This is a genomic window from Fervidobacterium sp. (assembly GCA_026419195.1).
Lineage (GTDB): Bacteria > Thermotogota > Thermotogae > Thermotogales > Fervidobacteriaceae > Fervidobacterium.
The window spans coordinates 366150-390639 of record JANZZV010000001.1 but is presented as its reverse complement, the minus strand read 5'-3'; the positions used below and the strand labels follow the sequence as shown (position 1 = coordinate 390639).

General features: G+C 35.9%; 27 protein-coding genes and 1 pseudogene. 17 read left to right on the top strand and 11 right to left on the bottom strand.

All coding sequences use genetic code 11. The features are described from left to right. The 5 genes from N2Z58_01855 to pyrE form a co-directional block, all read left to right on the top strand. Positions 1–929: dihydroorotase (locus N2Z58_01855; GenBank protein ID MCX7653414.1), on the top strand; the 929-nt coding region annotated here is incomplete at its 5' end. Continuing rightward, a complete protein-coding gene (locus N2Z58_01850) occupies positions 886–1662 on the top strand; it encodes an oxidoreductase (GenBank protein MCX7653413.1) in 777 nt (258 codons plus the stop codon). The genes N2Z58_01855 and N2Z58_01850, both read left to right, overlap by 44 nt. Then, a complete protein-coding gene (locus tag N2Z58_01845; protein ID MCX7653412.1) occupies positions 1632–2540 on the top strand; it encodes a HisA/HisF-related TIM barrel protein in 909 nt (302 codons plus the stop codon). Before N2Z58_01850 ends, N2Z58_01845 begins: the two co-directional genes overlap by 31 nt. After that, complete coding sequence (gene pyrF, locus N2Z58_01840) at positions 2515–3186, top strand: orotidine-5'-phosphate decarboxylase (GenBank protein ID MCX7653411.1); 672 nt, start codon at positions 2515–2517, stop codon at positions 3184–3186. The genes N2Z58_01845 and pyrF overlap by 26 nt, the downstream gene beginning before the upstream one ends. Beyond that, positions 3174–3758, top strand: coding sequence for an orotate phosphoribosyltransferase (gene pyrE / locus N2Z58_01835; GenBank protein MCX7653410.1), 585 nt, complete (start codon positions 3174–3176; stop codon positions 3756–3758). The genes pyrF and pyrE overlap by 13 nt, the downstream gene beginning before the upstream one ends. 18 nt (positions 3759–3776) lie before the next feature. On the opposite strand, the gene N2Z58_01830 is transcribed toward pyrE, so the two are convergent. Genes N2Z58_01830 through N2Z58_01795 form a run of 8 tightly spaced genes read right to left on the bottom strand, consistent with a single transcriptional unit; the run spans position 3777 to position 11094 of the window. Beyond that, positions 3777–4523, bottom strand: coding sequence for a hypothetical protein (locus N2Z58_01830; GenBank protein MCX7653409.1), 747 nt, complete (start codon positions 4521–4523; stop codon positions 3777–3779). Next, the gene (locus N2Z58_01825) at positions 4477–5280 is read right to left on the bottom strand and encodes a Cof-type HAD-IIB family hydrolase (protein ID MCX7653408.1); all 804 of its coding nucleotides are present in this window, start codon (positions 5278–5280) and stop codon (positions 4477–4479) included. Before N2Z58_01825 ends, N2Z58_01830 begins: the two co-directional genes overlap by 47 nt. After that, positions 5258–6061, bottom strand: coding sequence for a 16S rRNA (adenine(1518)-N(6)/adenine(1519)-N(6))-dimethyltransferase RsmA (gene rsmA / locus N2Z58_01820; GenBank protein MCX7653407.1), 804 nt, complete (start codon positions 6059–6061; stop codon positions 5258–5260). The genes N2Z58_01825 and rsmA overlap by 23 nt, the downstream gene beginning before the upstream one ends. A gap of 18 nt (positions 6062–6079) precedes the next feature. Further along, positions 6080–6715, bottom strand: coding sequence for a hypothetical protein (locus N2Z58_01815; protein ID MCX7653406.1), 636 nt, complete (start codon positions 6713–6715; stop codon positions 6080–6082). A 58-nt stretch (positions 6716–6773) separates the two neighbouring features. Further along, complete coding sequence (gene miaB / locus N2Z58_01810) at positions 6774–8066, bottom strand: tRNA (N6-isopentenyl adenosine(37)-C2)-methylthiotransferase MiaB (GenBank protein ID MCX7653405.1); 1293 nt, start codon at positions 8064–8066, stop codon at positions 6774–6776. A 45-nt stretch (positions 8067–8111) separates the two neighbouring features. Beyond that, positions 8112–8717: a uridine kinase gene (udk, locus tag N2Z58_01805; GenBank protein MCX7653404.1), complete on the bottom strand. Its 606-nt coding sequence runs from the start codon at positions 8715–8717 to the stop codon at positions 8112–8114. Between the two features lie 17 nt (positions 8718–8734). Next, a complete protein-coding gene (locus N2Z58_01800) occupies positions 8735–9838 on the bottom strand; it encodes an ROK family protein (GenBank protein ID MCX7653403.1) in 1104 nt (367 codons plus the stop codon). A gap of 38 nt (positions 9839–9876) precedes the next feature. Continuing rightward, a complete protein-coding gene (locus tag N2Z58_01795; protein ID MCX7653402.1) occupies positions 9877–11094 on the bottom strand; it encodes a glycosyltransferase in 1218 nt (405 codons plus the stop codon). 333 nt (positions 11095–11427) lie between these two features. On the opposite strand from N2Z58_01795, the gene N2Z58_01790 reads away from it, so the two are divergent. From N2Z58_01790 to N2Z58_01750, 9 genes and pseudogenes are all read left to right on the top strand, one after another. Next, a complete protein-coding gene (locus tag N2Z58_01790; protein ID MCX7653401.1) occupies positions 11428–12672 on the top strand; it encodes an ABC transporter substrate-binding protein in 1245 nt (414 codons plus the stop codon). A gap of 132 nt (positions 12673–12804) precedes the next feature. Next, positions 12805–13653 carry a sugar ABC transporter permease gene (locus N2Z58_01785; GenBank protein ID MCX7653400.1) on the top strand — a complete coding sequence of 283 codons (849 nt, stop codon included), beginning with the start codon at positions 12805–12807 and terminating at the stop codon, positions 13651–13653. A gap of 17 nt (positions 13654–13670) precedes the next feature. After that, on the top strand, positions 13671–14516 hold the full coding sequence (locus N2Z58_01780) for a carbohydrate ABC transporter permease (GenBank protein MCX7653399.1): 846 nt from the start codon (positions 13671–13673) through the stop codon (positions 14514–14516). Positions 14517–14544: 28 nt separating this feature from the next. After that, on the top strand, positions 14545–15462 hold the full coding sequence (locus N2Z58_01775; protein MCX7653398.1) for a sugar kinase: 918 nt from the start codon (positions 14545–14547) through the stop codon (positions 15460–15462). Then, positions 15459–16895 (top strand): glycosyltransferase, encoded by a 1437-nt coding sequence (locus tag N2Z58_01770; protein ID MCX7653397.1) that lies wholly within the window; start codon positions 15459–15461, stop codon positions 16893–16895. Before N2Z58_01775 ends, N2Z58_01770 begins: the two co-directional genes overlap by 4 nt. 167 nt (positions 16896–17062) lie before the next feature. Beyond that, the gene (locus tag N2Z58_01765; protein ID MCX7653396.1) at positions 17063–18556 is read left to right on the top strand and encodes a UDP-N-acetylmuramoyl-L-alanyl-D-glutamate--2,6-diaminopimelate ligase; all 1494 of its coding nucleotides are present in this window, start codon (positions 17063–17065) and stop codon (positions 18554–18556) included. Positions 18557–18585: 29 nt separating this feature from the next. Continuing rightward, on the top strand, positions 18586–19851 hold the full coding sequence (gene murF / locus N2Z58_01760; protein ID MCX7653395.1) for a UDP-N-acetylmuramoyl-tripeptide--D-alanyl-D-alanine ligase: 1266 nt from the start codon (positions 18586–18588) through the stop codon (positions 19849–19851). A 23-nt stretch (positions 19852–19874) separates the two neighbouring features. After that, on the top strand, positions 19875–20795 hold the full coding sequence (mraY, locus tag N2Z58_01755) for a phospho-N-acetylmuramoyl-pentapeptide-transferase (protein MCX7653394.1): 921 nt from the start codon (positions 19875–19877) through the stop codon (positions 20793–20795). Positions 20796–20999: 204 nt separating this feature from the next. Then, positions 21000–21383, top strand: a pseudogene (locus tag N2Z58_01750) (undecaprenyl/decaprenyl-phosphate alpha-N-acetylglucosaminyl 1-phosphate transferase). Between the two features lie 231 nt (positions 21384–21614). Here the strand turns inward: N2Z58_01750 and N2Z58_01745 are convergent. The 3 genes from N2Z58_01745 to N2Z58_01735 form a co-directional block, all read right to left on the bottom strand. Next, on the bottom strand, positions 21615–22529 hold the full coding sequence (locus tag N2Z58_01745) for a DUF1385 domain-containing protein (protein ID MCX7653393.1): 915 nt from the start codon (positions 22527–22529) through the stop codon (positions 21615–21617). 84 nt (positions 22530–22613) lie between these two features. After that, positions 22614–22883, bottom strand: coding sequence for a hypothetical protein (locus N2Z58_01740; GenBank protein ID MCX7653392.1), 270 nt, complete (start codon positions 22881–22883; stop codon positions 22614–22616). Positions 22884–22930: 47 nt separating this feature from the next. Further along, a complete protein-coding gene (locus N2Z58_01735) occupies positions 22931–23194 on the bottom strand; it encodes a stage V sporulation protein S (protein MCX7653391.1) in 264 nt (87 codons plus the stop codon). A 366-nt stretch (positions 23195–23560) separates the two neighbouring features. Between N2Z58_01735 and rplU the strand changes: the two genes are divergently transcribed. The 3 genes from rplU to rpmA are packed head-to-tail and all read left to right on the top strand — an operon-like array spanning position 23561 to position 24452. Further along, the gene (gene rplU / locus N2Z58_01730; protein ID MCX7653390.1) at positions 23561–23881 is read left to right on the top strand and encodes a 50S ribosomal protein L21; all 321 of its coding nucleotides are present in this window, start codon (positions 23561–23563) and stop codon (positions 23879–23881) included. Positions 23882–23884: 3 nt separating this feature from the next. Continuing rightward, complete coding sequence (locus N2Z58_01725; protein MCX7653389.1) at positions 23885–24196, top strand: ribosomal-processing cysteine protease Prp; 312 nt, start codon at positions 23885–23887, stop codon at positions 24194–24196. Further along, positions 24183–24452, top strand: coding sequence for a 50S ribosomal protein L27 (rpmA, locus tag N2Z58_01720; GenBank protein ID MCX7653388.1), 270 nt, complete (start codon positions 24183–24185; stop codon positions 24450–24452). Before N2Z58_01725 ends, rpmA begins: the two co-directional genes overlap by 14 nt. Positions 24453–24490 lie beyond the last annotated feature (38 nt).

The following is a 24490-nucleotide window of genomic DNA, read 5'->3' as shown; positions in this document are numbered from 1 at the left end:
ACAGTGAAGATGTTTTAAACAACCATGTCAATCTCTCAGCCGAAAGTGAAGTTGTATACAACTACACCATAAGTCTTTTCGGCCTGGTTAATGATGTAAATAGTCTTCCTCAATCACTGCGTAACAAGGTGACAGGTTTTTCAACGGATGGCATAAGGTATCATTCAGAAGACCTTGTAAAAGCATTCAGTACAAAGAAACCTACGATGGTTTTTGATCATTCTCAATTACATGAAATATCAGGTGATTTCTACGTTGGTTCGAATCTTCCAAACAGTTTTAGAACATATTCCAATGAATGTATCGCCATCTTCAGAACGGTTATGACAGGCCTAGAATATGGATTTAGTTGTTTTCATATTCAACATGTTTCCACATTGGAGAGTTTGGAAACCATAAGCTATTTGAGAAAATTTGCTAAAATCAGCTGTGAGTTAACACCTCACCACTCATTTTTCACACCAGATATGATAAACCATCCAAATCAAAAGATAAATCCTCCGATTTCCAAATACAGAGACGAACTAGTAAAGGCTTTGAAAGAAAGAATTATAAATTGCTTTGCAACAGACCATGCACCGCATCCTGAAAAACCTTTGAGATATGAGGATGCACCATACGGTAGTTCGCACATAGAAGTTGCGTTTTCTGTATATTTGACTGTGTTTTCTGATATAAGGCTTGTTTTAGAAAATCTAACACAAAATCCATTGCACGTATTAGGCAAATCGTATAGTGATTTTGGACTTCAATTTCCAAAAGACGCTGTTTTGATTGATCCTGAGGCAGAATACATGGTGGAGGCAAGTAGATTTTTTAGTAAAGGGAAAAACTGTGCCTTCGATGGCTATAAACTGAAAGGAAAGATCTTAGGCGTGAGGAAGAATGGAAGGTGGGTGTATTGGAATGGTGAATTCATCGATGAGTAAATCAACAGTTGAGAGAATAAATTCGTATTTTTTCAAAAAATCTAAGATCTTAGAAATTACTGATGATACGTTTTTCATAGTATTTGAAAGAAGATCTGAGCTAGATCTGAATTATTATCCTGGGCAATTTTGCATGATTGCTACCCCTGAGAGTCTTACAAGGAAACCTTTTACGCTTGGAATGTACGATGGTTCGATGAGTATCTCTGTTAAAGTTGTTGGTAATGGTTCAAAGTATATTGTAACAGCTGACGAAGAGATCGATATTCTTGGTCCGCTTGGTAAGCCTTTTGCCCCAGAGAATAAAAACGGAGCAGTTTTGGTAGCTCCATCATGTTTTGCGGAGGGTTTCTTTATATCTGAGTACTTTAACGTTCCTCTTTTTGTATCTTCAAAAGTGCCATTCAAACCAGAATTCATTAAACGTTTTGAAAGTGAAAAGATATCTTTTTTTGTGGGTAATGAATCATATCTTAAGTTGGTCAATGAATTGAATCTTTCGAATTTTGATTGGATTTTTGTTTCAGGTTCCAAAACCATGGAATGGTTAGCTTTTGAGCATTTGAAAAATAAGAAAACCTACTTTTCTTTGAATGAATACATGGGATGTGGGTTAGGAGCATGTAAAAGTTGTGCTGTCGAAACAGTGAATGGTATAAAGCACGTATGCACTGAAGGTCCTGTTTTTAGAGGTGATGAAGTATGGAAAAGATTAGAAACAAGAACAAATTAAAACTTAGATCTCCTATAATTGTAGCGTCAGGTCCTGGAGGATTTGGCGAGTATTTGAATGTGGGTTCAATTGATTGGGAATACGTAGGTGCTTATACATTTAAAACAGTTACTATGAAACCAAAAGAAGGAAATAAGCCCCCGAGGATGTATGCAAAGAATGGATTTTTAATAAACAGAATAGGTCTTGAAAATCCTGGGATTGAAAGATTTGTCAAGAATCTTGAAAATGGAGATTATGATGAAATTTTAGCGAAAGTACCTGTAATCTTAAGCCTTGGTGGAGATTCTTACGAAGAGTATCTGGCTATTTCAAAATACATAAGACCACACTTAAGTAAGTTTGTAGCTGTTGAATTCAACTTTTCTTGCCCAAATGTAAAACACGGTGGATTGTCTATTATGTCTGATATCTCTGAATGGAATAAGCTTTTGAGAGACATAAGAGAGGAACTTAAAGACGAATTTCTGATTGCAAAGCTCGGCATTGAAAGTGGATTTGTTGAACAAAATGCCCTTATGGTAAAACAATGTGGATGGGACGGGGTTACCGTCATTAATACTATTAGAGGATTAATGTTCAACGATGAGGGTGAAATGATTCTTGGAGGTTTATCTGGTCCCAATCTACTTCCAATAGCCCTTAGAGCTGTCTATGAAGTTAGGAGAAAGATAAGTGACATTTACATCATAGCCTCTGGTGGTGTTTACACGGAAGATGACGTTAAGAAGTTTTTGAACTTGGGAGCAGATGCTGTTAGCGTTGGAAGTGCACTCTTTAAAGATGAAAAGATCCTGAATAATGTTGTTAAATTTATGTTTGAAAGATCATTTAAAAAGGAGGGAAAGTATCATGAATTTGTCAATAACGAAAGATGAAACACGAGAAAAAAGATTCTTGATTGCAACTGAACCTGTACTGAGTCTTGATATGGAAGATCCTATTGAGTTTGTGGAAAAACATGGTTGCTTTGATTATGTTAAAGTTGGACACAACCTTGCCATAAAAGGTAAAACGATACTTGATGTATTTCATAACAAAGGTTACAAGGTTATCCTCGATTTGAAATTCTCTGATATCCCATCTACAGTGGCAAGATCAATACAAGCTTGGGAACATCCTGCTATAGTTGGGTTTACAATTCACGCGAATGCTGGAGTGGAAAGTGTACGTGCAGCTCTTGATTCTACAGAAAAACAAATCTTCTCTGTTATAAAGTTAACCTCAATACCGGGTCGATTAGAAGAATACGAAGATTTGATTATTGGATTAGCTCGGTTAGGTTCCTCGTTTGTGTTACCAGGTAGCTGGGCGGTTAAGATGAGAAATAAGATAGGTGGAAAGATACTTGTACCAGGTATAAGGATGACCCAAGGAAAGGACGATCAAAAAGATGTTGTTAGTTTATGGGATATCGTTGGAATTGCAGATTTTGCAGTTATAGGTAGAGAAGTTTACAAAGCGCAAGACCCAAAAAGAAAAATAGAGGAGATAAAAGAAAGGATGAGACTATGGAAAGAATAATAGAAATACTCAAAAAGACTGAGGCACTTTTGGAAGGACATTTTATATTATCATCGGGACTTCATTCATCAAATTACGTTCAATGCGCGAAAGTTTTTGAATATCCGAGCTATGGTGAAGAAGTAGGAAGAATGGTAGCTCAAAAGATAAAAGAATTAAGTATTGACTGTACAGTTGTTATTGGACCGGCACTTGGTGGGGTTATTGTTGCTTACGAAGTGGCAAAATTTCTTGGTGTGAGAAGTATGTTTACTGAGAGAGAAGACAATGTGATGAAATTAAGAAGGGGATTTGAAATTTACCCAACTGATAAAGTTATAATTGTGGAAGACGTTGTCACGACAGGAAGATCCACCTTGGAAGTTTTTGACGTTGTTAAAAGTTACGGTGCAAGTGTGGTTGGATTTGCAAGTATCATCAACCGTTCTGGAAAAGAAAATCCCTTTGAAAATACTGGAAAGCCTTACGCATGGCTTGTGAGATTTGATTTCCCAACCTACGATGCACAACACTGTCCATTTTGTAAAGACGGTATTCCTGCCATCAAACCGGGAAGTAGAAAAATAATATAAAAATAGATTCAGCTCCAATCACCAGGGGACCCTACCGGGTCCTGCTCGTTTGTTTAGTATCTTTTGTGCTTCATTCAAAACGAAATCATCGTTGGAATACACTACAACACCGTTTGTCATAAATGGTTTTTTTACGTGGATATCTCCCTGACTAATGTAAATGATAGAATTTAAAAGTAGGCTTTTTCTTAGCTCCTCAGCATCAGGGGGGATAATATCCCAGTTAAGATAAACAAATTTCCCACTTAAAAATTCAAAAGAATCACCACTTTGGACGATAAAAACGCTGTTATATCCAAGACTTTTCAATAAGCTCATTTTACCTTCGTTCTCAACAAGCACGGGATATGTTTGTTTCCTCGAGATAAGAGATTGCACAAGACTTGTATCTATCTTTCCCCTCCCATCGAATACGGCAATTACACCTGCAAGGCCCAGTCCAGTAGCAAATTTTTCGTACACATCCGCTGTTAAGAAAGGAGATTTATTCACTCTGTAAAAGTAATCCGTATCATCTGAGCTGAGTGTATCAAGCGGACCAACCAGATAGTAGCTGTAGCCACTAATCTTTACGAAGCTCCCGACATATTTTCCGACCTCTTGCACTAAGGCGTAATTTCCTAGACTACCAAGTGTAAGTAGGCTAACATCTTTTAAAATTGCTTCAAGTCTCTGTGTGGAGATAAAATCTTTTCTCCAAAAATATTTTGTAGGTAAGTTAGCTAAGGTATTCAGGAAAAAGCTGAGTAAAAGCAAAGAGCACACCATTTTCGTCATTTGATTTCGTAACAAAGTCAGACACCTCTTTAAGTCTATCGACAGCATTCTCCACCGCTATCCTTTTTCCCGCCACATTGAACATAAAGATATCATTTTCATTGTCTCCAAATACAACTGTGTTACTTAAGTCGAAACACAAGTACTCACTCAAAAACTCGAGTGCAATTCCCTTGTTGGCAGTTGCCGGAACTATGTCAAGAAAAACAGAAAAACTCTTGAATACGTTAGCTTTTTCTCCAACAATCTGTTTCAGTTGATTTATAAAAGAATCCAGAATTCTTGCATCGCCTATTCCAAGCATTTTGATAGGTGGATGTTTGATTTTTTTCAAATCTTCAACTAGTACGTATGGTACGTCAGCATGTTTCGAGTACAATTTTATCTCTTCATCATCTTTTTCAGAATAAAGCACATCGTTAACATAGCTTTGAATATGAACATTTTTTGACCTGAAAAAATCAACAACTTTGTGCGCTGTTTGGAGATCTAAGGTCTGTTCAAATACAAAGCCATGATTTGGAATATATACAACCGCTCCGTTATACGAAATTATTGGAAAAATGTCAGCCTTGAAAACATTTTCAAGTAGCTTTTTTGCTGAGATATGCATCCTACCAGTTGCAAATATCACTATATCTCCTTTTTTAATTATGTTAGTTATAACTTTCTTTGTTTCTTCAGGAAATTCGTTCCTTGAATTAAGAACTGTACCGTCTAAATCAAATACAAAGACCTTCTTCATAAAAATACCTCCAAAGTTGAAAAAATTGCTCGTCACTTAATTGTTCTGGCCTTGCATCTTGATTAATTGTGCAATTAATAAGCATATTTTCTAACTTTTCCTTGGGTACCATATTTTTGAGATTGTTGTATATTGTCTTTCTTTTTTGACCAAAACAATTAGATACAAATTTCCAATAACTTTCCAATTCTAATGAATTTTTGAAGGGAAGATTTTCTTTTCTGGTCATCTTTACGACAACACTATCGACTTTTGGATTTGGTACAAATGCACTCTTTGGAATATTAAGTACTTTCTCTACATGTGCTACAGTTTGTACAACAACGGATAGAAAACCTCTGTTGGAATTTCCAGGTTGATTGACTAATCTTTCTCCTACTTCTTTCTGTAACATTATATATACGCTTTGAAAATCTGTGAATAACAATTTTTTGAGTATTGGTGCGGTTATGTAATAAGGAATGTTTGATACACATTTATAACCTTTCGGTAAGAAAGACATATCAATTGCTAAAAAGTCCTGGAATATCACCACCACATTTGAAAAAGTGCTTAATCTTTCTCTTAACACAGGCTCCATACGTCTGTCAATTTCTACAGCAAAAACAGTTGCACCGGTTTTTGCCAGTGCAACTGTTAATGTACCAGCTCCAGCTCCAATTTCTAAAACATTGTCCTTTTCAGATATGTTAGCAAGCTCAACTATTTTCTCAGCATAAAATTCGCTTGAAAGAAAATTTTGACCTAATGCTTTTTTCAGATAAAGACCGTACTTTTTCAAATATTCCGCTGTTTTCAGCTATTTCTTCACCCTTTCAACAATTATACCATTTGAATACTCCATTTTTACTATGCCAAAATTGTCTGAAGTTATAGTTATCACAGTACCTTCGTAAGATAAAGTATACTTTCCGTCTGGAAGTCTTTTCATTTCAGCCACACCTGTAGCTTTTTCTGTTTTAGATGGATTAAAAAGTGCTTGTGGAATAATGATGTTCATAACTGGCTGAGGAACTCTTAGCATCATTTCAAAATGCGGAATAATGAAATTATTGTCAAGAAGTACCAGGTCAGATGTATTGAAGTTGAAAGTTTTCACAGACGGTGATTTTGGATCGTAATACGCATAAAGGGTTATGGAAGTTTTTCCCATTTTATTTACACCAAGAATTTTTGCTACAATCTCGTTATTTGTTTTAAAAATTGCTTCGTACATATCAAATCGTCCGCCTTTTCCATACAGTGTTCTAGTTTCGACAACGTACTTTTCGCCATATTGAATCTCACTTATACATATCCATCCGTTTTTAGTCCACTGAGTTCTAACTCTTCCAAGCTCCATATTGTCAATTTTTACAACGTACTCTGCTGGGAATAAACAAGTGGTAGTAATTATCATAATAAATACGATGTATGTAATTTTCTTGTTGGGCATACCAACACCTCCCAAGCCTATGTTACCACAAGAAGCTTAAAATTTCATTAGAAAAACTTCAATCCAAAACTTCCTTGACTTCACCATACAGCGGTCCTGCTGTTATCTTTTTAACTTCCACTATTACACTTCTTCCTACCAGATCATCTGATGCTTGAAATGTTACAATTTTGTTTCTTATATCTCTGCCGTAAAAAAGTCCATTTTTCGCTTTTGCCTCAACTATTACTTCAACTTTTTTGTCGCGATATGACTCATTTATTTGTCTATTTATCATCTTTTGCAGATTTAACAAGTATGACATTCTTCTAACTTTCACTTGGTGCGGTACATCATCTTTAAAGTATTTCCACGCTACGGTACCTTCCCTTGGCGAGTATATTGCAAGATTCAGCCGTTCAAATCTTAACTCCTTAACGAGCTGAACTGTTGCTTCAAAATCTTTTTCATCCTCACCTGGAAAACCAACGATAATGTCACTTGATATGGATGTTTCGGGCACAATTTTTCTGATGTCGTTTATGAGTTGTATGTACTCTGCTGCGGTGTATTTTCTGTTCATTGCTTTCAAAATCTTATCACTACCATGCTGAACTGGTAAATGTATTGAGCGTGCAATCTTTTCACTTTCTTGCATGGCTTTTGGAATTTCAATCGAAAAATCAGTCGGATAGGAAGTTAGGAACCACAAGCGCTTCACATTTTCAATTTTAGAAGCCTGCAGCAAAAGTTTAGCAAGTGAAGATCCATCCCTCAAGTCCTTCCCATAAGCATCTACATTTTGTCCAAGGAATGTAAATTCTTTGTATCCTTGCTGCGCAAGTGTTCTTACTTCCTTCAGCACATCGTCCATCGCCCTTGATTTTTCTCTTCCTCTTGTGTAGGGAACAATACAATATGTGCAAAATCTATCACAACCGTAAATTATCGTTATCCAGGCATGGTGCTTTGAATTACGCGTGCGGATTTTGTTGTATTCAATATCTTCCAAAGTGTCCTCTAAGTAAATAAGTCGGTTACCATTTTTCGCATTTTGGATTGCTTCTGGTACTTTCGTGAGCGCACGCGTACCTATAACAAAAGAAACCCCTCTTTTAAAGAGATTTTCTTTTTCTTTTTCCGCAACACAACCCATTATACCTATCTTTTTGTTCTTCTTTTTGAGTTTGCCTATGTGACTGTAAACCTTTTCCTCTGATTTCTTTCTCACAGCACATGTGTTTAAAATAACAATATCTGCTTCATCTTCATTTTCCACCAATTCTATTCCTGTATCCAATAACAACTGTTTAACGATTTCTGTGTCGTTTTCATTCATTTGACAGCCATATGTGAATATGTGTACCTTCATGTAACTCCTCCCGTAAAAACGTAAACTTATTCGTGTCCATCTATTTTACAACAGATTTTGTATAAATTCAATAACGACTTCTATAGCCTTTTCGTTATAACCACCCTTCGGTATTATTATGTCTGCGTGCTTTTTTGTGGGTTCAACATATGCATCATGCATAGGCTTGACAGTATTTAAATACTGTTGTATTACGGATTCAATACTTCTTCCCCTTTCGAATATATCTCTTTGGAGTCTTCTTATAAATCTTTCATCACCCTCAGTATCGACATATATCTTCAAATCGGCCAAAGCTCTCAGTTCATCATAATACAATGCAAATATACCTTCTATGAGCAATATGGGTTTTGGATCTATTTTCGTCACTTTGCTCAACCTTGTGTATTGAGCAAAATCATATTCTGGTAACTCTATACTTCTTCCTGACAAAAGCTCTTTTACGTGTTTTACAATAAGCGTGTGCTCGATCATATCGGGATGATCGTAATTATATCTTTTTCGTTCCTCAAGAGGGATATGTGACATATCTTTATAGTAGTTATCCATTGGTAACATAACACATCTGTCGTTACCTATACCCTCCATGATCTTCTTTGTAACTGTAGTTTTACCTGAACCAGTTCCACCACCTATAAGAATTATGTACATCAAAATGCCCTCCAATTTTATTTAGAAAATTTCTTTTTAACAAGAGCAATAGCTGCTATCAGCGATACACCTCTTTCAACTGCGTCAATAACATTTCCGTAAGAAATCTCCAAGGAAAAGTTCTTCGAAAGTTCAATTATTCTTTTTTCCAACTTTTTCGCAAACCATTCCGAGACACCTTCACCGTAAAGAGTTATTTCTTTTAAACTCAACAACATGCCTATATTTCCAAGAACATAAGCCAAGGAATCTATAACAGGACTGTACAATTCAGAAGCTAATTTTTCATCTTCTTTATAAAGACTCCTTATTTGTTTTATGTAACTCCAGTATTGTTCTTCATTTTCTATGAAATCAATAAAATTAAGCTCGCTGTTAATAAATCTTTTAACAACAACGTAATCAGATGCAGCTGTTTCAAGACAGCCCAACGAACCACAGTAACATTTCTCTTGTCCACCGTAATATATGTGTCCAAGCGGTATATTTTTGAATTCATCTCTCGTGAAGAGTGCATGGTATTCATAATAACACGCACCTATACCTGTCCCATAATTAAGAATGAAAACTTTATCCTTCCCTGTTGTTTTTGACTCATAGGCCGCAATTGCCTCAACATCGGAGATTATAACGTGAGGGACTCCTATATTTCTCAATCTTAAAGCCTTAATAGGGTCAAATTTATTCAGCTTCAGTATATTTGAATAGACTTTATCATCTACCACCGAGCCAGAAAATGCAATTCCAATACTATCATAGTCATAGAATTTTTCTATTGTTTTTCTTAGTATCTCAGATATTTTCTCATCTGACAGGTCTTCTTTCCTTACTCTGTACTCTGAACGTTCAAGTTCTTCGCCTTGAGCATTATAAAGTACTGCACGTATTTTTTCCCTGCCAACATTCACCGCTAAGATTTTCCACGCGTTTTTCGATAACAAAAGAAACTGAGGGGGCTTACCAAGGGTTGTCTCCCCCTCTTCAATTTGGATATAATTTTTTAGCTTTTCTAAAAGATACGTCATTGTGGACGGTGTAACATCGATGATATTTTCAAGATCTTTCCTTCTAATCTTCTTGTTTCTTAAAATATGGAGTATAATCTTTGCTTCGTTTTTCAATCTTGGGTTCTCTCCATTCCATTACTATAATTTGGCAACTAGTGTACCAAGGATTTTATAACTTCAAGATACCGCCTCACATTCGCAGTTGACAAATAAGTTTTTCTAACTTTTTCTTTTGCATTAATCCCCATGCTTATCAACAGATCCTTATTGCTGATGAGTTCACATACAGCATTTGATAACTCATCAACATCTCTTCTTAGAAAGCCATTTACTCCATCATCTATTTGTATTTTAACACCTCCGACGGGTCTTGCAACAACTGGATGTTGTTTCCACATCATTTCACTTATAACAAGTCCGAACCCTTCTCTCGTAGCTGTGTGTAATCCTATGGTGGATAATCTCTGAATTGCATTAACTTCAACGTGGCCTACCCCCTTAAGATCGGTTAAGAAAATTATGTCTTTATCTTTTCCCGCATATCTAAGTACATCTTCAAAGAAAATCCAACCTTCTGGATCATCTTTTGCCATCGCAGAAACTATTGCAAGTTGTACATCGTAACTTTCTTTGACTCTTCTATAAACGTCTATAGATGAAAACAGGTCTTTCCACGGATCAAAACGTGCGACAACAGTTATAAGTGGTTTGTTAACATCAATATCATACCTCTTAGCTACATGAAATATTTCTTCTTCAGACAATTCTCTGTTTTTTGGACTCAGAGGATCAATACTTGGTGGGAATTCTACAGCGATCTTATCAAACGGAGGTCTAACGTAGTCCATTATGTGAAAAAGAGCCTTTTGATACATCGACATTTTTGACGTTAGCTTATTCCAAACTTCCAAATTTGGTGTGCTTGTATCTATATGGCACCTCCAAATATACTTTGCCCCACCTTTCAAGTAAAGTGGAATATAAGCTGGTTGTGGATCATGAATTATCACAACATCTGCATCAAGATTCAATTTCTCAGCATTTTGTTTGTTAACTCTTTCATACAAGTCCCATTCTTCCTGTGTAATCTCAACTTCTGCTCCTTGTAAAGCATTATGAAACTTCTTAGTCACGTTGAAAAATTCCATCGGTGCTTCTAAAACTTCCCACCATGCATCAACACCCGCATCACGCATCAAAGGCACAATTGTCATTAGAAGTTCTGCTACACCACCACCATATGCTGTAGCATTCACGTGGACAACTCTTAAACCTCTTAGCTCCTTTCCGAGCTCAAGCACGCGTTCAACATCTTCTTGTGCAAAAGCTGTGTAATCACTTAACTTTTTCACAGGCAGTTCAACAGTCATCATATCATCCTCCCATTCTTCAGAATTCTGTTTTCCGACTTAATTCATAAATAAATCATTTGAAAAGCTCAACATCAGTTCCATGTTATGTTCGAAATTCGAATATTATTTTCCCGAATATTTTACAATAGTATAGGTTCGCATATCGAACTCGAAATTGTCTGAAAAATACAAAATAATATGCCTTATCTTTCCTTATAGAACTAATATTTCACATAGCTTTCCAAATCTTTATTTTGATTAATTAATCTAAATTTTGAGCTTTTTGCAAATCCATGATATATTGTTTTTGAATTTCGAAATAATCCACTCTTAAATTTGGGAGGTGTACGTATGAGAAAAGTCGTATTGTTTGCACTGTTGCTAGTTCTATCCGTGGTAGCGTTTTCGAGGGTTACCATCACAATGACAGCCGGGGCGGTAGGTAAGGAACTTGAAGTACTATACGCGCAACTTGACAGGTTTATGAAGGCAAATCCTGATATCAAAGTATCGGTTATGCCCATGCCAAACTCATCAACAGAAAGACACGACCTTTACGTAACTTACCTTGCATCAGGAGAAAAAGAACCAACAGTACTAATGCTTGATGTCATATGGCCAGCGGAATTTGCACCTTACCTTGAAGATTTAAGTGCAGACAAATCCTATTTTGAACTTGACAAGTTCTTACCAGGGACTGTGAAAGCTGCAACGGTTGGCGGCAAAATTGTAGCAATTCCTTGGTTTACAGATGCAGGACTTCTTTATTATCGAAAGGACCTTCTTGAGAAATATGGTTTTAAAAATCCTCCAAAAACGTGGGATGAACTTGTCAAGATTGCAAAAACGATCACAGCCAAAGAAAAGAACATTGTTGGCTTTGTTTGGCAAGGTGCAAGATATGAAGGTCTGGTTTGTGACTTCATGGAGTATTTAATCTCGTTTGGTGGAGATGTACTTGATGATGCAGGTAATGTTATAATTAATAGCCCTGCTGCTGTTAAAGCATTGCAATTCATGGTTGATCTCATCTACAAAGAGAAGGTTTCCCCACAAGCTGTAACAACCTACATGGAGGAAGAAGCGAGACGAAAATTCCAAAATGGAGAAGCAGTCTTTATGAGAAATTGGCCATATGCTTGGTCACTTTTGAATAATCCAAAAGAATCTAAGGTTGCTGGTAAAGTTGGGGTTGCTCCTCTTCCAGCAGGTCCATCTGGTAAATCAGCTGCTACACTCGGTGGATGGATGCTTGGCATAAACAAGAACGCGACAGCAGAAGAAAAAGCAGCAGCGAAAAAGCTTGTAAAGTTCTTAACAAGTTATGACGAACAACTTTACAAAGCAATCAACGCAGGTCAGAACCCAACAATGATGGATGTCTACAAGAATCCGGAGCTCAAAAAGGCAGCACCTTTTATGGTTGAGCTCTACGGAATGTTTATAAATGCGGCACCAAGACCGAGAACAGCAAAGTACAGTGAAATTTCTGATGTTATTCAAAAATACACACACTCAGCTTTAACACAACAAATGTCACCTCAAAAGGCAATTGAAGAGATGGCAAAAGAACTTAATAAGGTACTTGGTAAATAAACGGTCCCAAGTTAGTGTGTTTTTTGCCGGGGACTATATGTCCCCGGCTTTTGTAAAATATTCCAAACTGTCTCAGCCCTGGAGGTGAAGAATTTGAAAGTTAAGACAAAAGAAACGGTTGTAGCCTGGTGGATGATCTTACCAGCTATTGTTGTTATATCTGTCATTGCATTCTTTCCACTTTTTAAGACTTTTTACGATAGCTTTTACGAATTTGGATTAAGACCCGACATTCAAAGAAAATTTGTTGGTGTGAAAAATTACATAGATTTGTTTAAAGATGAAAGGTTCATCGCGGCGTTGAATAATACGGTTTTTTTCACTATTGTATCAGTAGCCTTGGAAACTGTTTTCGGATTAATTATAGCACTCATAGTTAATCAGCCGTTTCGATTTCGAGGCATTGTAAGGGCAGCTATGCTTATACCTTGGGCAATTCCAACGGCAATATCCTCTCAAATGTGGAAATGGATGTTCAATGACCAAGGTGGTATCATGACAAAGTTGCTCGAAACTTTACACGTGATTGAACCAGGTGTACCTATACTTGGTACACCAAAAACAGCAATGTGGGCAATCATTGCTGTAGATGTGTGGAAAACGACACCGTTCATGGCACTCTTGATCTTAGCAGGGTTGCAACTTATACCGGAAGAATTGTACGAAGCCGCAAGAATAGATGGAGCAAATTTGTGGCAGCGTTTTACAAAGATAACCTTACCTATGCTAAGGTCAACCATTGCTGTAGCTCTTATCTTTAGAACACTTGATGCGTTGAGAGTTTTTGATGTTGTCTTCATAATGACTCGTGGAAGTGTAAATACGGAAACTCTTGCTGTTTATAACAGAGTACTTTTGATGGATAGAGCATTCACTGGTTCATGGTTTGGATATGGTTCTTCACTTTCAGTGGTTATATTCATTTTGATTTCAATATTTGCGATTATTTATATAAAATCTTTGAAACTTAAGTTAGATTGATCGGTGGGGTGAAATTAATGTCGACAAAAACCAGAAAAATTATATACAATATTGTATTAGCTTTTTCGGTAATTTTCGTACTTTTATGGTGCATCTTCCCATTCTATTGGGCTATTGTTTCTTCGCTAAAACCAAATATAGAACTGTTTGAGTCAAATCCTACGTTGGTACCAAGAAATCCAACTTTTTCAAACTACGTGAAAGTCTTCCAAGAGAGACCGTTCCATGTTAATATAATTAACAGTGTGATTGTTTCTGGTGTAACAACGATCTTGACACTTATTTTTGGTTCATTTGCCGGATATGCTATCGCAAGATTGCATATGAAAGGCAAGGCAATTGTAATGGCACTCATACTTTCAGTAAGTATGTTTCCACAAATTTCTATTCTTGGTTCTTTGTTTGTAATTTTAAGAAGGTTGGGATTTATAAATACTTATCAGGGACTTATAATCCCATACGTTGCAATTACGTTACCTTTAACTACATGGATTCTCCAAAACTTTTTCCGTGATTTGCCAAAAGAAATAGAAGAAGCTGCCGCTATCGATGGATGTTCAAGATTAAGGACTCTCTTTCAAATAGTCTTTCCTATGTCGGCTCCAGGACTCGTAGCAACAGGTTTGTTAACATTTATCAGCGCTTGGAACGAGTTTTTATTTGCTTTCACTTTTATGCAGAAGCCTGATTATTATACAGTTCCAGTTGCTATAGCAATGTTTGCTGGTAGAAGTCAGTATGAACAACCTTGGGGACAGCTTATGGCAGCAGCAGTTATCGTAACAGTACCACTTGTTACACTCGTTTTGATTTTCCAAAACAGAATCATAGCTGGTTTAAGCTCAGGTGCAGTGAAGGGATAAAGTGTTTTAGCATAAGGAGTGTGGGAATTTGGTATTGTTTGTGGGAGAATTACTCGCTGATTTGATTACAGAAGATAAATTTGAGAATGCTGAAAATTATTTGCTAAGGATAGGAGGTTCGCCTGGTAATATCGCAAAATATCTTTCTCAACTTGGTATTCCAACAAGAATTCTTTCTCGCGTCGGAGAAGATATAATTGGTTACAAGATAGTTTCAAGTTTAAAACGTTGTGGTGTTGATGTAAAACACGTGCAGTTTGATAAGTATTTTGGAACTAGCCTTGTTTTCGTCCAAAAAACACAAGAAAGCCCTGATTTCTTTGTTATAAGAGGTGCCGATAGGTTTTTGAATTTTTCAACTGAGGATATATTTGATGATGTTAAACTAATGCACATCAGTTGCTGGCCTCTTTCGTTTGAGGTAAGTTTCAAACAATTGCGGAAAATCGTGGAACATGCCAAAATGCATGGAATTGAAATATCTTTTGATCCAAATTGTCGTGATAAACTATTTGATTGTAAAAGGATCGTATTAGATAGAGTCAAAGAAGTGCTTAGTTTCTCGTCTTATTCGAAGCCGTCATTAGACGATGCAACAGCAATTTTTGGCGAAGTAAATTATTCAGTAGAAGAAAGTGCAAAATTCTATATTGAACAATTTCACGAGCACGGTGTCAAACACGTAGTTTTAACGGCTGGTAAATACGGAGCGTTTGTATCATCTGCGGAAAGTAACGGAATCGTGCACATACCAAGTGATGCCAAAACGGTCGTCGATTCAACTGGGGCAGGCGATGGTTTTTGGGCTGGTATTTACTACGGTATATTATCTGGTAAGAATTTTGTCAACGCGTGCAAACTTGGAAGTAAAATAGCTGCTTACATCCTTGGCTTTACTGGTGCTGATGTAACTATCAATAAGAAGATTTTGGAGGAAGAATTATGAGCGAGTTTGGTATTAAGAAAATAGCTTTTTTCAATCCCCAAGGAAACTTTGATAAAAACGACAGTCATCTAACGGAGCACCCTGATTTTGGTGGTCAACTCGTTTATGTAAAAGAAATGGCTAAGGCAATGGCTGCTAAAGGTATTGAAGTAGATATCATAACAAGGCAAATAATAGATGAAGACTGGCCAGAATTCTCAGAACCTTTTGATTATTATCCCGATACTCCAAATCTCAGAATAATTCGTATACCATTTGGTGGCGAAAAATTCCTCCGAAAGGAAGACTTATGGTCTCATCTTCCAGATTATGTCGATGGTATAGTAAGATTTTATGAGCAAGAGGGAGATTTTCCAGATTTTGTGACTACACACTATGGAGATGGTGGCATAAGTGGTGTAATATTTTTGGCTAAAACAGGTGTGCCTTTCTCTTTTACGGCACATTCACTTGGAGCTTGGAAACTTGAAAAGCTGATGAAAAGTGGTGCTAGTGCAGATGAAATTGAGAAAAAATACAGATTTTCAGTGAGAATACTTGCAGAGAATTTGTCTATCAAATACTCTTCATTCGTTGTTTGTAGTACGTCTCAAGAAAGATATGAACAATATTCCCATAAATTATATAACTCAGATCCTTACAGCAAAAAATTTAAGGTCATTCCTCCTGGAATTAACCAAAAGATTTTCACAACAGAACGCCAAGAACACGATACACTAATAGAAAAGTATCTGAATCAAGTGTTGTCCAGAACATCTCTGAAAAGGCAGAGACTTCCATTCATATTAATGTCAAGCAGAATTGATAAGAAGAAAAATCACATATCCGTTGTTAAAGCCTTTATGAACGATAAAAGGCTAAAAGAGTCGTCTAATCTTGTTATTGTTGTACGCGGTGTTGACGATGTTGAAAAATATGTGAAAACCCATCATAATGAAGAATCACTAATATTGGCGGAAATATTGGAACAAATTAGAGATGAAATTAACAAAAGTGTGTTTTTCTTGAATATAACAGATCAAAAAAGTTTAGCAGCTTTGTACCGTATTGCAGCAACTCGGGGTTCTGTATTTGTCTTGCCGGCTATTTACGAACCTTTTGGACTTGCCATTGTTGAGGCTGCCGCTTGTGGACTTAAGATAGTAGCAACAAAGAATGGAGGACCATCTGAGATTATATCTAATGGTGAGGGTTTATTAATAGATCCTGAAGATTTGGAAGATATATCAAGTAAGCTCTTTGTCTGCTTGGAGCAATTTGATAATGCGAAGTCTCTTATGTTAGCAAAAAAGTATTCATGGGAGCAGACTGCACAAGCTTACATTGAAAACATTCAACATGCAATTAGCAATAAAGTTACCTTTCAAAAAGAAGATTTGCAAAACGATATAGAAATTTTCAAGAATGCGTTGAGGCAAACTTGTGCTTTTTAATTTATGGTGAATTTTATAGAGAGTTACATCGTTTACTTAGAACATATCTCTCATTAGACTGAGGGATTTGTTTGTGTTTTATTATACAGTTGAATAATTTTGCTAAGGTGTTATAATTTCAGTGAATTGAAAAGTTATTCACCAATTTTTTCAGAGAGGTGAGCGCGTTGAAGCTGGGAAGATTACTTGAAGCCATCGAAAGATTTATCGTTAAGATAAATTTACCAGAAGAACTAAAAAACGCAGAAGTTAAGTTTATATCAAACAACTCTAATAAGCTTTCAGATGCCTCCATTTTCATATGTAGAAAAGGTACTAAATTTGATTCTCACACTATTGCTGAGAAGCTATATTCGGAAGGAAATGTATTGGCATTTGTAACTGAGAGAGAAATAAACGAAAAGTTACCTTATGTACAGGTGTACGACAGTCGATTAGCAGAAGCGTACATAGCTGCCGAATTCTATGAACATCCGTACAAATATTTGATAACCTTCGGTGTTACGGGTACAAACGGAAAAACAACTTGTGCTCATTTATTTCATCATATTATGCAACAGTTTGGATTAACTGGGAGTCTTTCAGGTACTGTTATGAACGATATTCTTGGTGATAAGTTTTATATTCATAACACAACACCAGATGCTGTAACTATCTTAGACAATATGGCAAAAACTTATAAAAATGGCGGTAGTTATTACTCTATGGAGGTTTCTTCTCATTCTCTTGATCAAGGTAGAGTTGAGACTGTGCGATTTGATATAGCTGGTCTGACTAACATTACAAGAGATCATTTAGATTATCATCCAACCTTTGAACACTACGTAAATTCAAAGATTCATATCTTTGATCTTTTGAAAAAAGATGGTGTAGCGGTTGTAAATTCAGATTATCTCCATTATTTGAACGGTAAAAAAGTTCCGAGATTAGTAACTTACGGAACAACCGACGATTCAACTTACAAAATCTCAAACATTACAACTGGATGGAACGGTACAACGTTTATGTTGCATACTCCACATGGAATAAGAAAAGTTTATACACAGATGATAGGTGAATACAACGCATTTAATGTAACACTTGTTTTAGCTGGACTTGTTGAAATTGGATACGAACTTGACGAAGTAATAAGTTACATATCAACTTTTCGAGGTGTTGAGGGTAGATTCGAACCTATACCTGAAGCAAGAAGACTTGGTATAGAAGTTGTGATCGACTTTGCCCATTCGCCAGATGCGCTTGAAAAGGTTATAAAAAGCGCCAGGAAAATTGCGAAAGGTAGGATAATTGTTGTTTACGGTGCTGGCGGACAGGCAGATAGGGGTAAAAGACCGATGATGGCAGAAGTTGTGACACAACTGGCAGATATAGCTATACTCACAACCGATGACCCAAGAGGCGAGGATCCTGAAGAAATTATACGAGAGGTAGAGAAAGGCATCAAACCGAATTCGTTGTCTTTAACTGTTCTTGACAGAAAGGAAGCGATTGATACAGCAATAACTTTGGCAACAAGAGGAGATGTTGTACTTATAACCGGCCGAGGGCATGAACCTTATCAGTTTTTCTCGGAAACATTGAAAATCCCATTCAAAGATAGAGATGTTGCCCTAGATATAATTTTTTCAAAAATAAACAAGAACCATTCTTCAAAAGACTAAATGAGAAAATTGGAAAGAGTGTGATGAAGATGGCATTGAAACTCACGGATTTAGTTGGTCATAGGTTTGTCGTAGATTCAAGGGAAGTTAAACCAGGTGATGTATTCGTAGCTATCAAAGGGAATCGTGTCGATGGTCATGATTTTTCAAGACAAGCTATCGAGAATGGTGCATTTGCCGTACTTGTGGAAAGAAATGTTGGTGTGGAAAATCAAGTAATTGTGCCCAACACCGTGGAATTTTTAAATGAATTGGCAGGAAAGATAATTCAAAAGGCAAATGGAAAAATAATAGGTATAACAGGTTCTAACGGAAAGACCACAACAAAAGAAATAGTTGCAAACGTGCTTAACGCTGAAATTCCTACTTTTAGAAATGAAGGTAATTTGAATTCTGAGATAGGATTACCCCTTTGTATTATTAATTCTTACAAGGGGGAAAAAATATTAGTACTTGAAATGGCTCAACGAAATGTTGGAGATATTCAGTATCTATGTAGATACTTTCCACCTGAGATAGGTGTCTTATTGAACGTTGGAAGTGCGCACATCGGTATTGCTGGAAGCGTTATGGAGATCTTCAAAGGTAAATGGCAAATTGTTGAAAATTCGAAAAGAGCACTTGTAAATTATGACGATGAGAGAATGAGATGTGAAAAATGCAGATATTTTGGTATCAGCGGTGGAGATTATTTGCTCAAAAGCAGGGAGTATAATGGAAAGACAACATTACTGACGTTCAAATACGAAAACCAGGAATATTACTATCAATTACCAGGTTATTGGACGAAACCAATGGCACTATCCGTTCTTGTTGCATTTGGTATTACGGATATGCTTGATATTATATTTAATCCAAAAAATCTTTTCGAATTTAAACCGCCAAAGGGAAGATTTAACGTGCACAGCATTGACCACGGATTCCTGATTGATGATACTTACAATGCAAGTTTTGAATCGTTCAAGACAGGCATAGAAGAGATTTTAGAAAATTTTCCATCCCCAAGGTATGCAGTTGTTGGAGCGATGAAAGAACTTGGTGAATATTCAAAGTACTATCACACAGAGCTTTCTAAGTTACTTGAAAATCTTGATGGAGTTATTGTTTACGATAAAGAGGAAGAGTCTAAAGACATTAACTCTAATAACGTTATTTTCAGAAGTGCTGAAAGCACAGAGATAGTGAATTTTTTAAAAGAAAAAATCCTTAAAAAACATTTTGATGGAACTATATACTTAAAAGCTTCACGTGCTGTGGGACTTGATAAAGTGGTTGATGAAATACTGTCAAACTAAACAATTAAAGGGGGAAAAAATTAATGAATATTTACAGTGCTATAGTATTATTCTTGGAATTTTTGGCAGGGATAGTGATCTTCCCAAAGTTCATTGCATACATGAAAAAGCTAAAACTTGGACAATACATTAGACAAGAAGGTCCAGACCTACATAATTACAAAGAAGGTACACCAACTGCTGGCGGGGTAGTTTTTATAACCTTATCAGTACTTGGTGGAATTTTCCTAAGGTTGCCTTTGGAACTTTTACTTACGTTGGTGTTTTATGGATTTATAGGTTTTCTAGACGATTTTGTTAGCATTGTAAAAAAACGTTCACTTGGTTTAAAAGCCTGGCAAAAGCTATTTTTACAATTTGGATTTTCTTTATGGATCGCTCACACGCTGCTTCAGCACAGGGAAAGTGTTATCTTTGGTCTGCCAGTTCCAAAGTGGTTTTTCTACATTTTTGTAATGCTTCTTATATCTGGTTATTCAAATGCGACAAACCTAACAGACGGAATAGACGGATTAGCAGGTTGGGTTTTTGTATCCAGTATGTTTCCATTTGTATTTTTCGCCCGAGGAGAAGTTGATTATAAGGCTATATTTGTAATAATAATGCCTGTTCTTGCCTTCTTGGCGTATAATACAAGACCAGCAAAAGTGTTCATGGGAGATACTGGCTCATTAACTCTTGGAGCGTACATTTCCACGTATGCGCTTATGAAAGGACAAGAGCTTGCGCTAATTTTCTTTACTCCTATCTTTTTGTTTGAAACAATTAGTGTTATCTTACAAGTTGGCTCATTTAAACTACGAGGTAAAAGAATCTTTAAGATGGCACCTGTACATCATCATTTCGAATTGCTTGGTTGGAAGGAAGAAAAGATTGTTGGTGTGTTTACCGCTTGGAATATAGCAATATCCTTGTTTTACATATCTTTGTTTTTAAAACAATAGAAAACATAAAATCCGGAGGAAATACCGTTGACAAATATTGGTACAACAACTTTTTTATTACTGATATTCACTCTACTCTTAAGTATAATCTCAAAGAAAACGGGTTTCTTAGTTGAACATCCTAACGATAGGAAAAATCACAAAAAGCCTGTACCATTGATTGGTGGAACAATTTTGTTTCTCACAGTACTTACAGCCTCAAAGGTGGGAGTTTACAATACCGAAACCCTTTTAGACCCCATCTTCTACCTCATTTTCATAATTGGTTTAGTAGATGATCTATATGAGATACCTTACTATACGAAATTGATACTTCAAATCGTGGCAGGTACGGTATTTGTTCTTACAAATCACACTTATTTGTTTTTTGGAAATCAACTAATTGACAAACTATTTTCAATATTCTTTTTCGTTGTAATTTTAAATGCGTTCAATTTAGTAGATGGAATAAATGGTCTTTTACTTGGAATATCCATTATCTACTCAGTCGCAAATTCTGATTTTACACTGTCGTTTATTCTTTTTCTTTTACTCATTCTTAATCTCAAGGAATATTTGTTTATGGGAGATTCTGGAGCATTTTTGGTTGCATATTTAATTTTTAAAAGACAAAATATCTCGTACAATTTTATACAGTTTTTGGTTTATTATGGTTATCCATTGTATGAAATAACCTCCTCTTTTATGAGGAGGCTGCTACTTGGAAAGAATCCATTTAAAGCAGACAGGTATCATTTACATCATATTGGTGTTGAAAAATTTGGATTAACAAGCTTTTTGGCTTATGCCTATCTGCTAACTGGTGGTTTTTCTTTTCTTTCAACCAAGAAACTCGGCTTCGTAATTTACCTTTTTGTTTGTGTTATACTCTTCATTTTTCAAATCGTCAACATCAGACGTCTTGAAAATTTCCAGGGCATGCTTAAGAGAGATGATAGCAACTTCAAGTTGTGAATCATCGGGTTCTGCCGTGGTAAGTCTTTGTAAAATCAAACCTGGGGCTGCTAAGAACAAAAATTTTGGATATTTGTCAAAAATTTTCAACAGCTCGTACGATACCCCCGCAATTATAGGTAACACAAATATCCTTAAAAGTATTCTCTTTAGCATGTTAAGTGGTCCGAGTAAACCAAACAAACTGTGGATAACTATTGCAATTACAAGAAAAATCATTACAAAGTTCGTACCACAACGAGGATGAATTGTAGAATACTTCCTTGCATTTTCAACAGTTAATTCCTCGCCATGTTCGTATACATGAACTGCTTTGTGTTCAGCTCCGTGATATCTAAAAACATCTTTAACGTCTTTGAATAATGAAATTATGTATACGTAAACTAAAAATATTCCAAGTCTTACAAAACCATCAACGATTGAAAACAAAATTTCATTATCTTTGAAACCAAACCAACGTGTAAGATAGGCTGGTACCACTATGAATAAGCCTATAGCAAGGGCAATAGATAATAAGATAGAAAAAAACGATTCACTTTTTTTCATTTTTTCGTCAGACGATATCTCTGCACTCAAATTTATTGCCTTTATACCAAAATAAAGTGAATAAAACAAACTAAATAATCCTCTTAAAAATGGAATTTTCATCCATCTTTTTGCGTTATTCGAAACGCCTAAATTCAAAACTTCAACACTTCCATCGTGCTTTCTAACAGCAACGACAATCTTTTTGCCCATCATCAGAACACCGTCTATAACAGCTTGTCCACCAACTTTCAAGTTACCACCTCTTTCTTCCTTATATTTTTCATCTTTGAAAACAAATTTGTCAAAAAAAGGTGCCCAATTGGCACCATTATTATACTACTTTTTTCCAAGAAAACAGTAATAAATATCAATTACTTTCTTTGCGTTGTTTTCGGTGAGAATTATTTTATAAAAGTTGTAAGCTTCCATGTCTTCTGGTGAGTTTTTTTTCATAAAGTATTTAAGCACTTTGCTTTTAAAATTGATGCGCTCTTCTTCGGACATATTCGATATATTTTTTATTATCTCAAGTATCCTTTCATCATTCAAACAAGCCTCTGCTATAATTTTTAGTTCTTCCGCAAATGCCTCCATTGTACCTTCCATTGAATTCTCAACCAAATTATTATGATTCCTTCTATAAAAAATTCCTCTTATTCTTTCATGTAAACTTTAAATGAGATACCAGTTCTTGCTTCGTTACCTATTTGGATTTCAATGAACGCTGGAACTGCATAAAGATCAAGCTTCTCCTGTTCCAAAAATCTCCTTGCTATAGCGAGGGCTTTAGAAGCTTGGTTAACCGCTCCTGCACCGATGGCTTGAATTTCAACTCTGCCGTTTTTTTTCAGTGAACCAACAATAGCACCTGCTACCTTATTTGGGTTTGACTTTGAACTGACCTTTAAAATTTCCATACTACCTATCCTCCTTGTGCTGAAAAGATGTAATTGGTTATTTTTTAGTTTTGTAACTTGCTTATATTTTAACATATAATTCTACAAAAATCAAACATAATTATATTTTTCAATAAAAAGTCATCATATTAAATGTAATACCTCGAAAAACACCGAGACATCTCAGTAACTCATGAGTAAGTAACATAAAATTAAAGATTAGTAACAGAAAATTATTTTACAAAACATCTCAAAGTGGTAAAATAGTGAATGCACTATACAGAAACAAAAAGGTACATAAAACGCGTTATAAATGGTTTAGAGATATCCCCGCACGTCTCTAAACCTACGTGTTTTAGTACCTGTAAAACATAGGAGGTGAAGGTTGTGTACGCTATTGTGGAAAGTGGAGGAAAACAGTACAAAGTAGAAGTTGGTGGACTTTTACACACGGAAAAGATTACTGGTGTTGCACAAGGAGAACAGGTAACGCTTGACAAAGTTGTTATGCTGAAAACTGATGACGGAAAAGTATTAGTTGGTAAACCATACTTAAGAAATGTTGTTGTTACTGGAACTGTTGTTGAGCATGCAAGAGCAAGAAAGATCCTTGTGGGACAGTTCATACCAAGAAAAGGACACAAAACAATAAAAGGTCATAGACAGTGGTACACCACTGTTAAAATTGAAAAAATTGAAATAAAATGACCTATGATTAAATGCAAGTTCTTTGTATCAGATGGTATTTTTAAAGAATTTCAAATTAGCGGTCATGCACAATACAATGTAAAAGGTAAAGACATAGTATGTGCGGCTGTGAGTACTGTAACTCAGCATACAGCAAAGGCTTTAAAAAAAGAGGGAGCACTTGTAGATATAAAAGATGGATATCTGAAGGTTTGGAACATACCAAATTGTGCATTGTCCCAAAGATTTGCAGCAGAACTTTTGGAAACACTGAAAGATTTAGCCGAGCAATTTTCAAACTATATACATTTGGAGGTGAATGATGATGCGCATTAACATACAACTTTTTGCAAAAGCAAGTGGTGCAGGAAGAAATGGAAGAGACAGTAATCCAAAATATTTGGGTGTAAAACGTTTTGATGGTCAGAAGGTTGCTGCAGGTAACATAATAATTAGACAAAGAGGCACGAAGTTTTGGCCCGGTCAAAATGTTGGAATGGGTAGGGATTTTACACTCTTTGCGCTCAAAGACGGTATTGTTAAATTTATTACAAAGAACAACAGAAAGTATGTTGTGGTTGTCGAGGAATAAATTTATCAATTTACAATTAGACTTGATTTTTCAGGAGG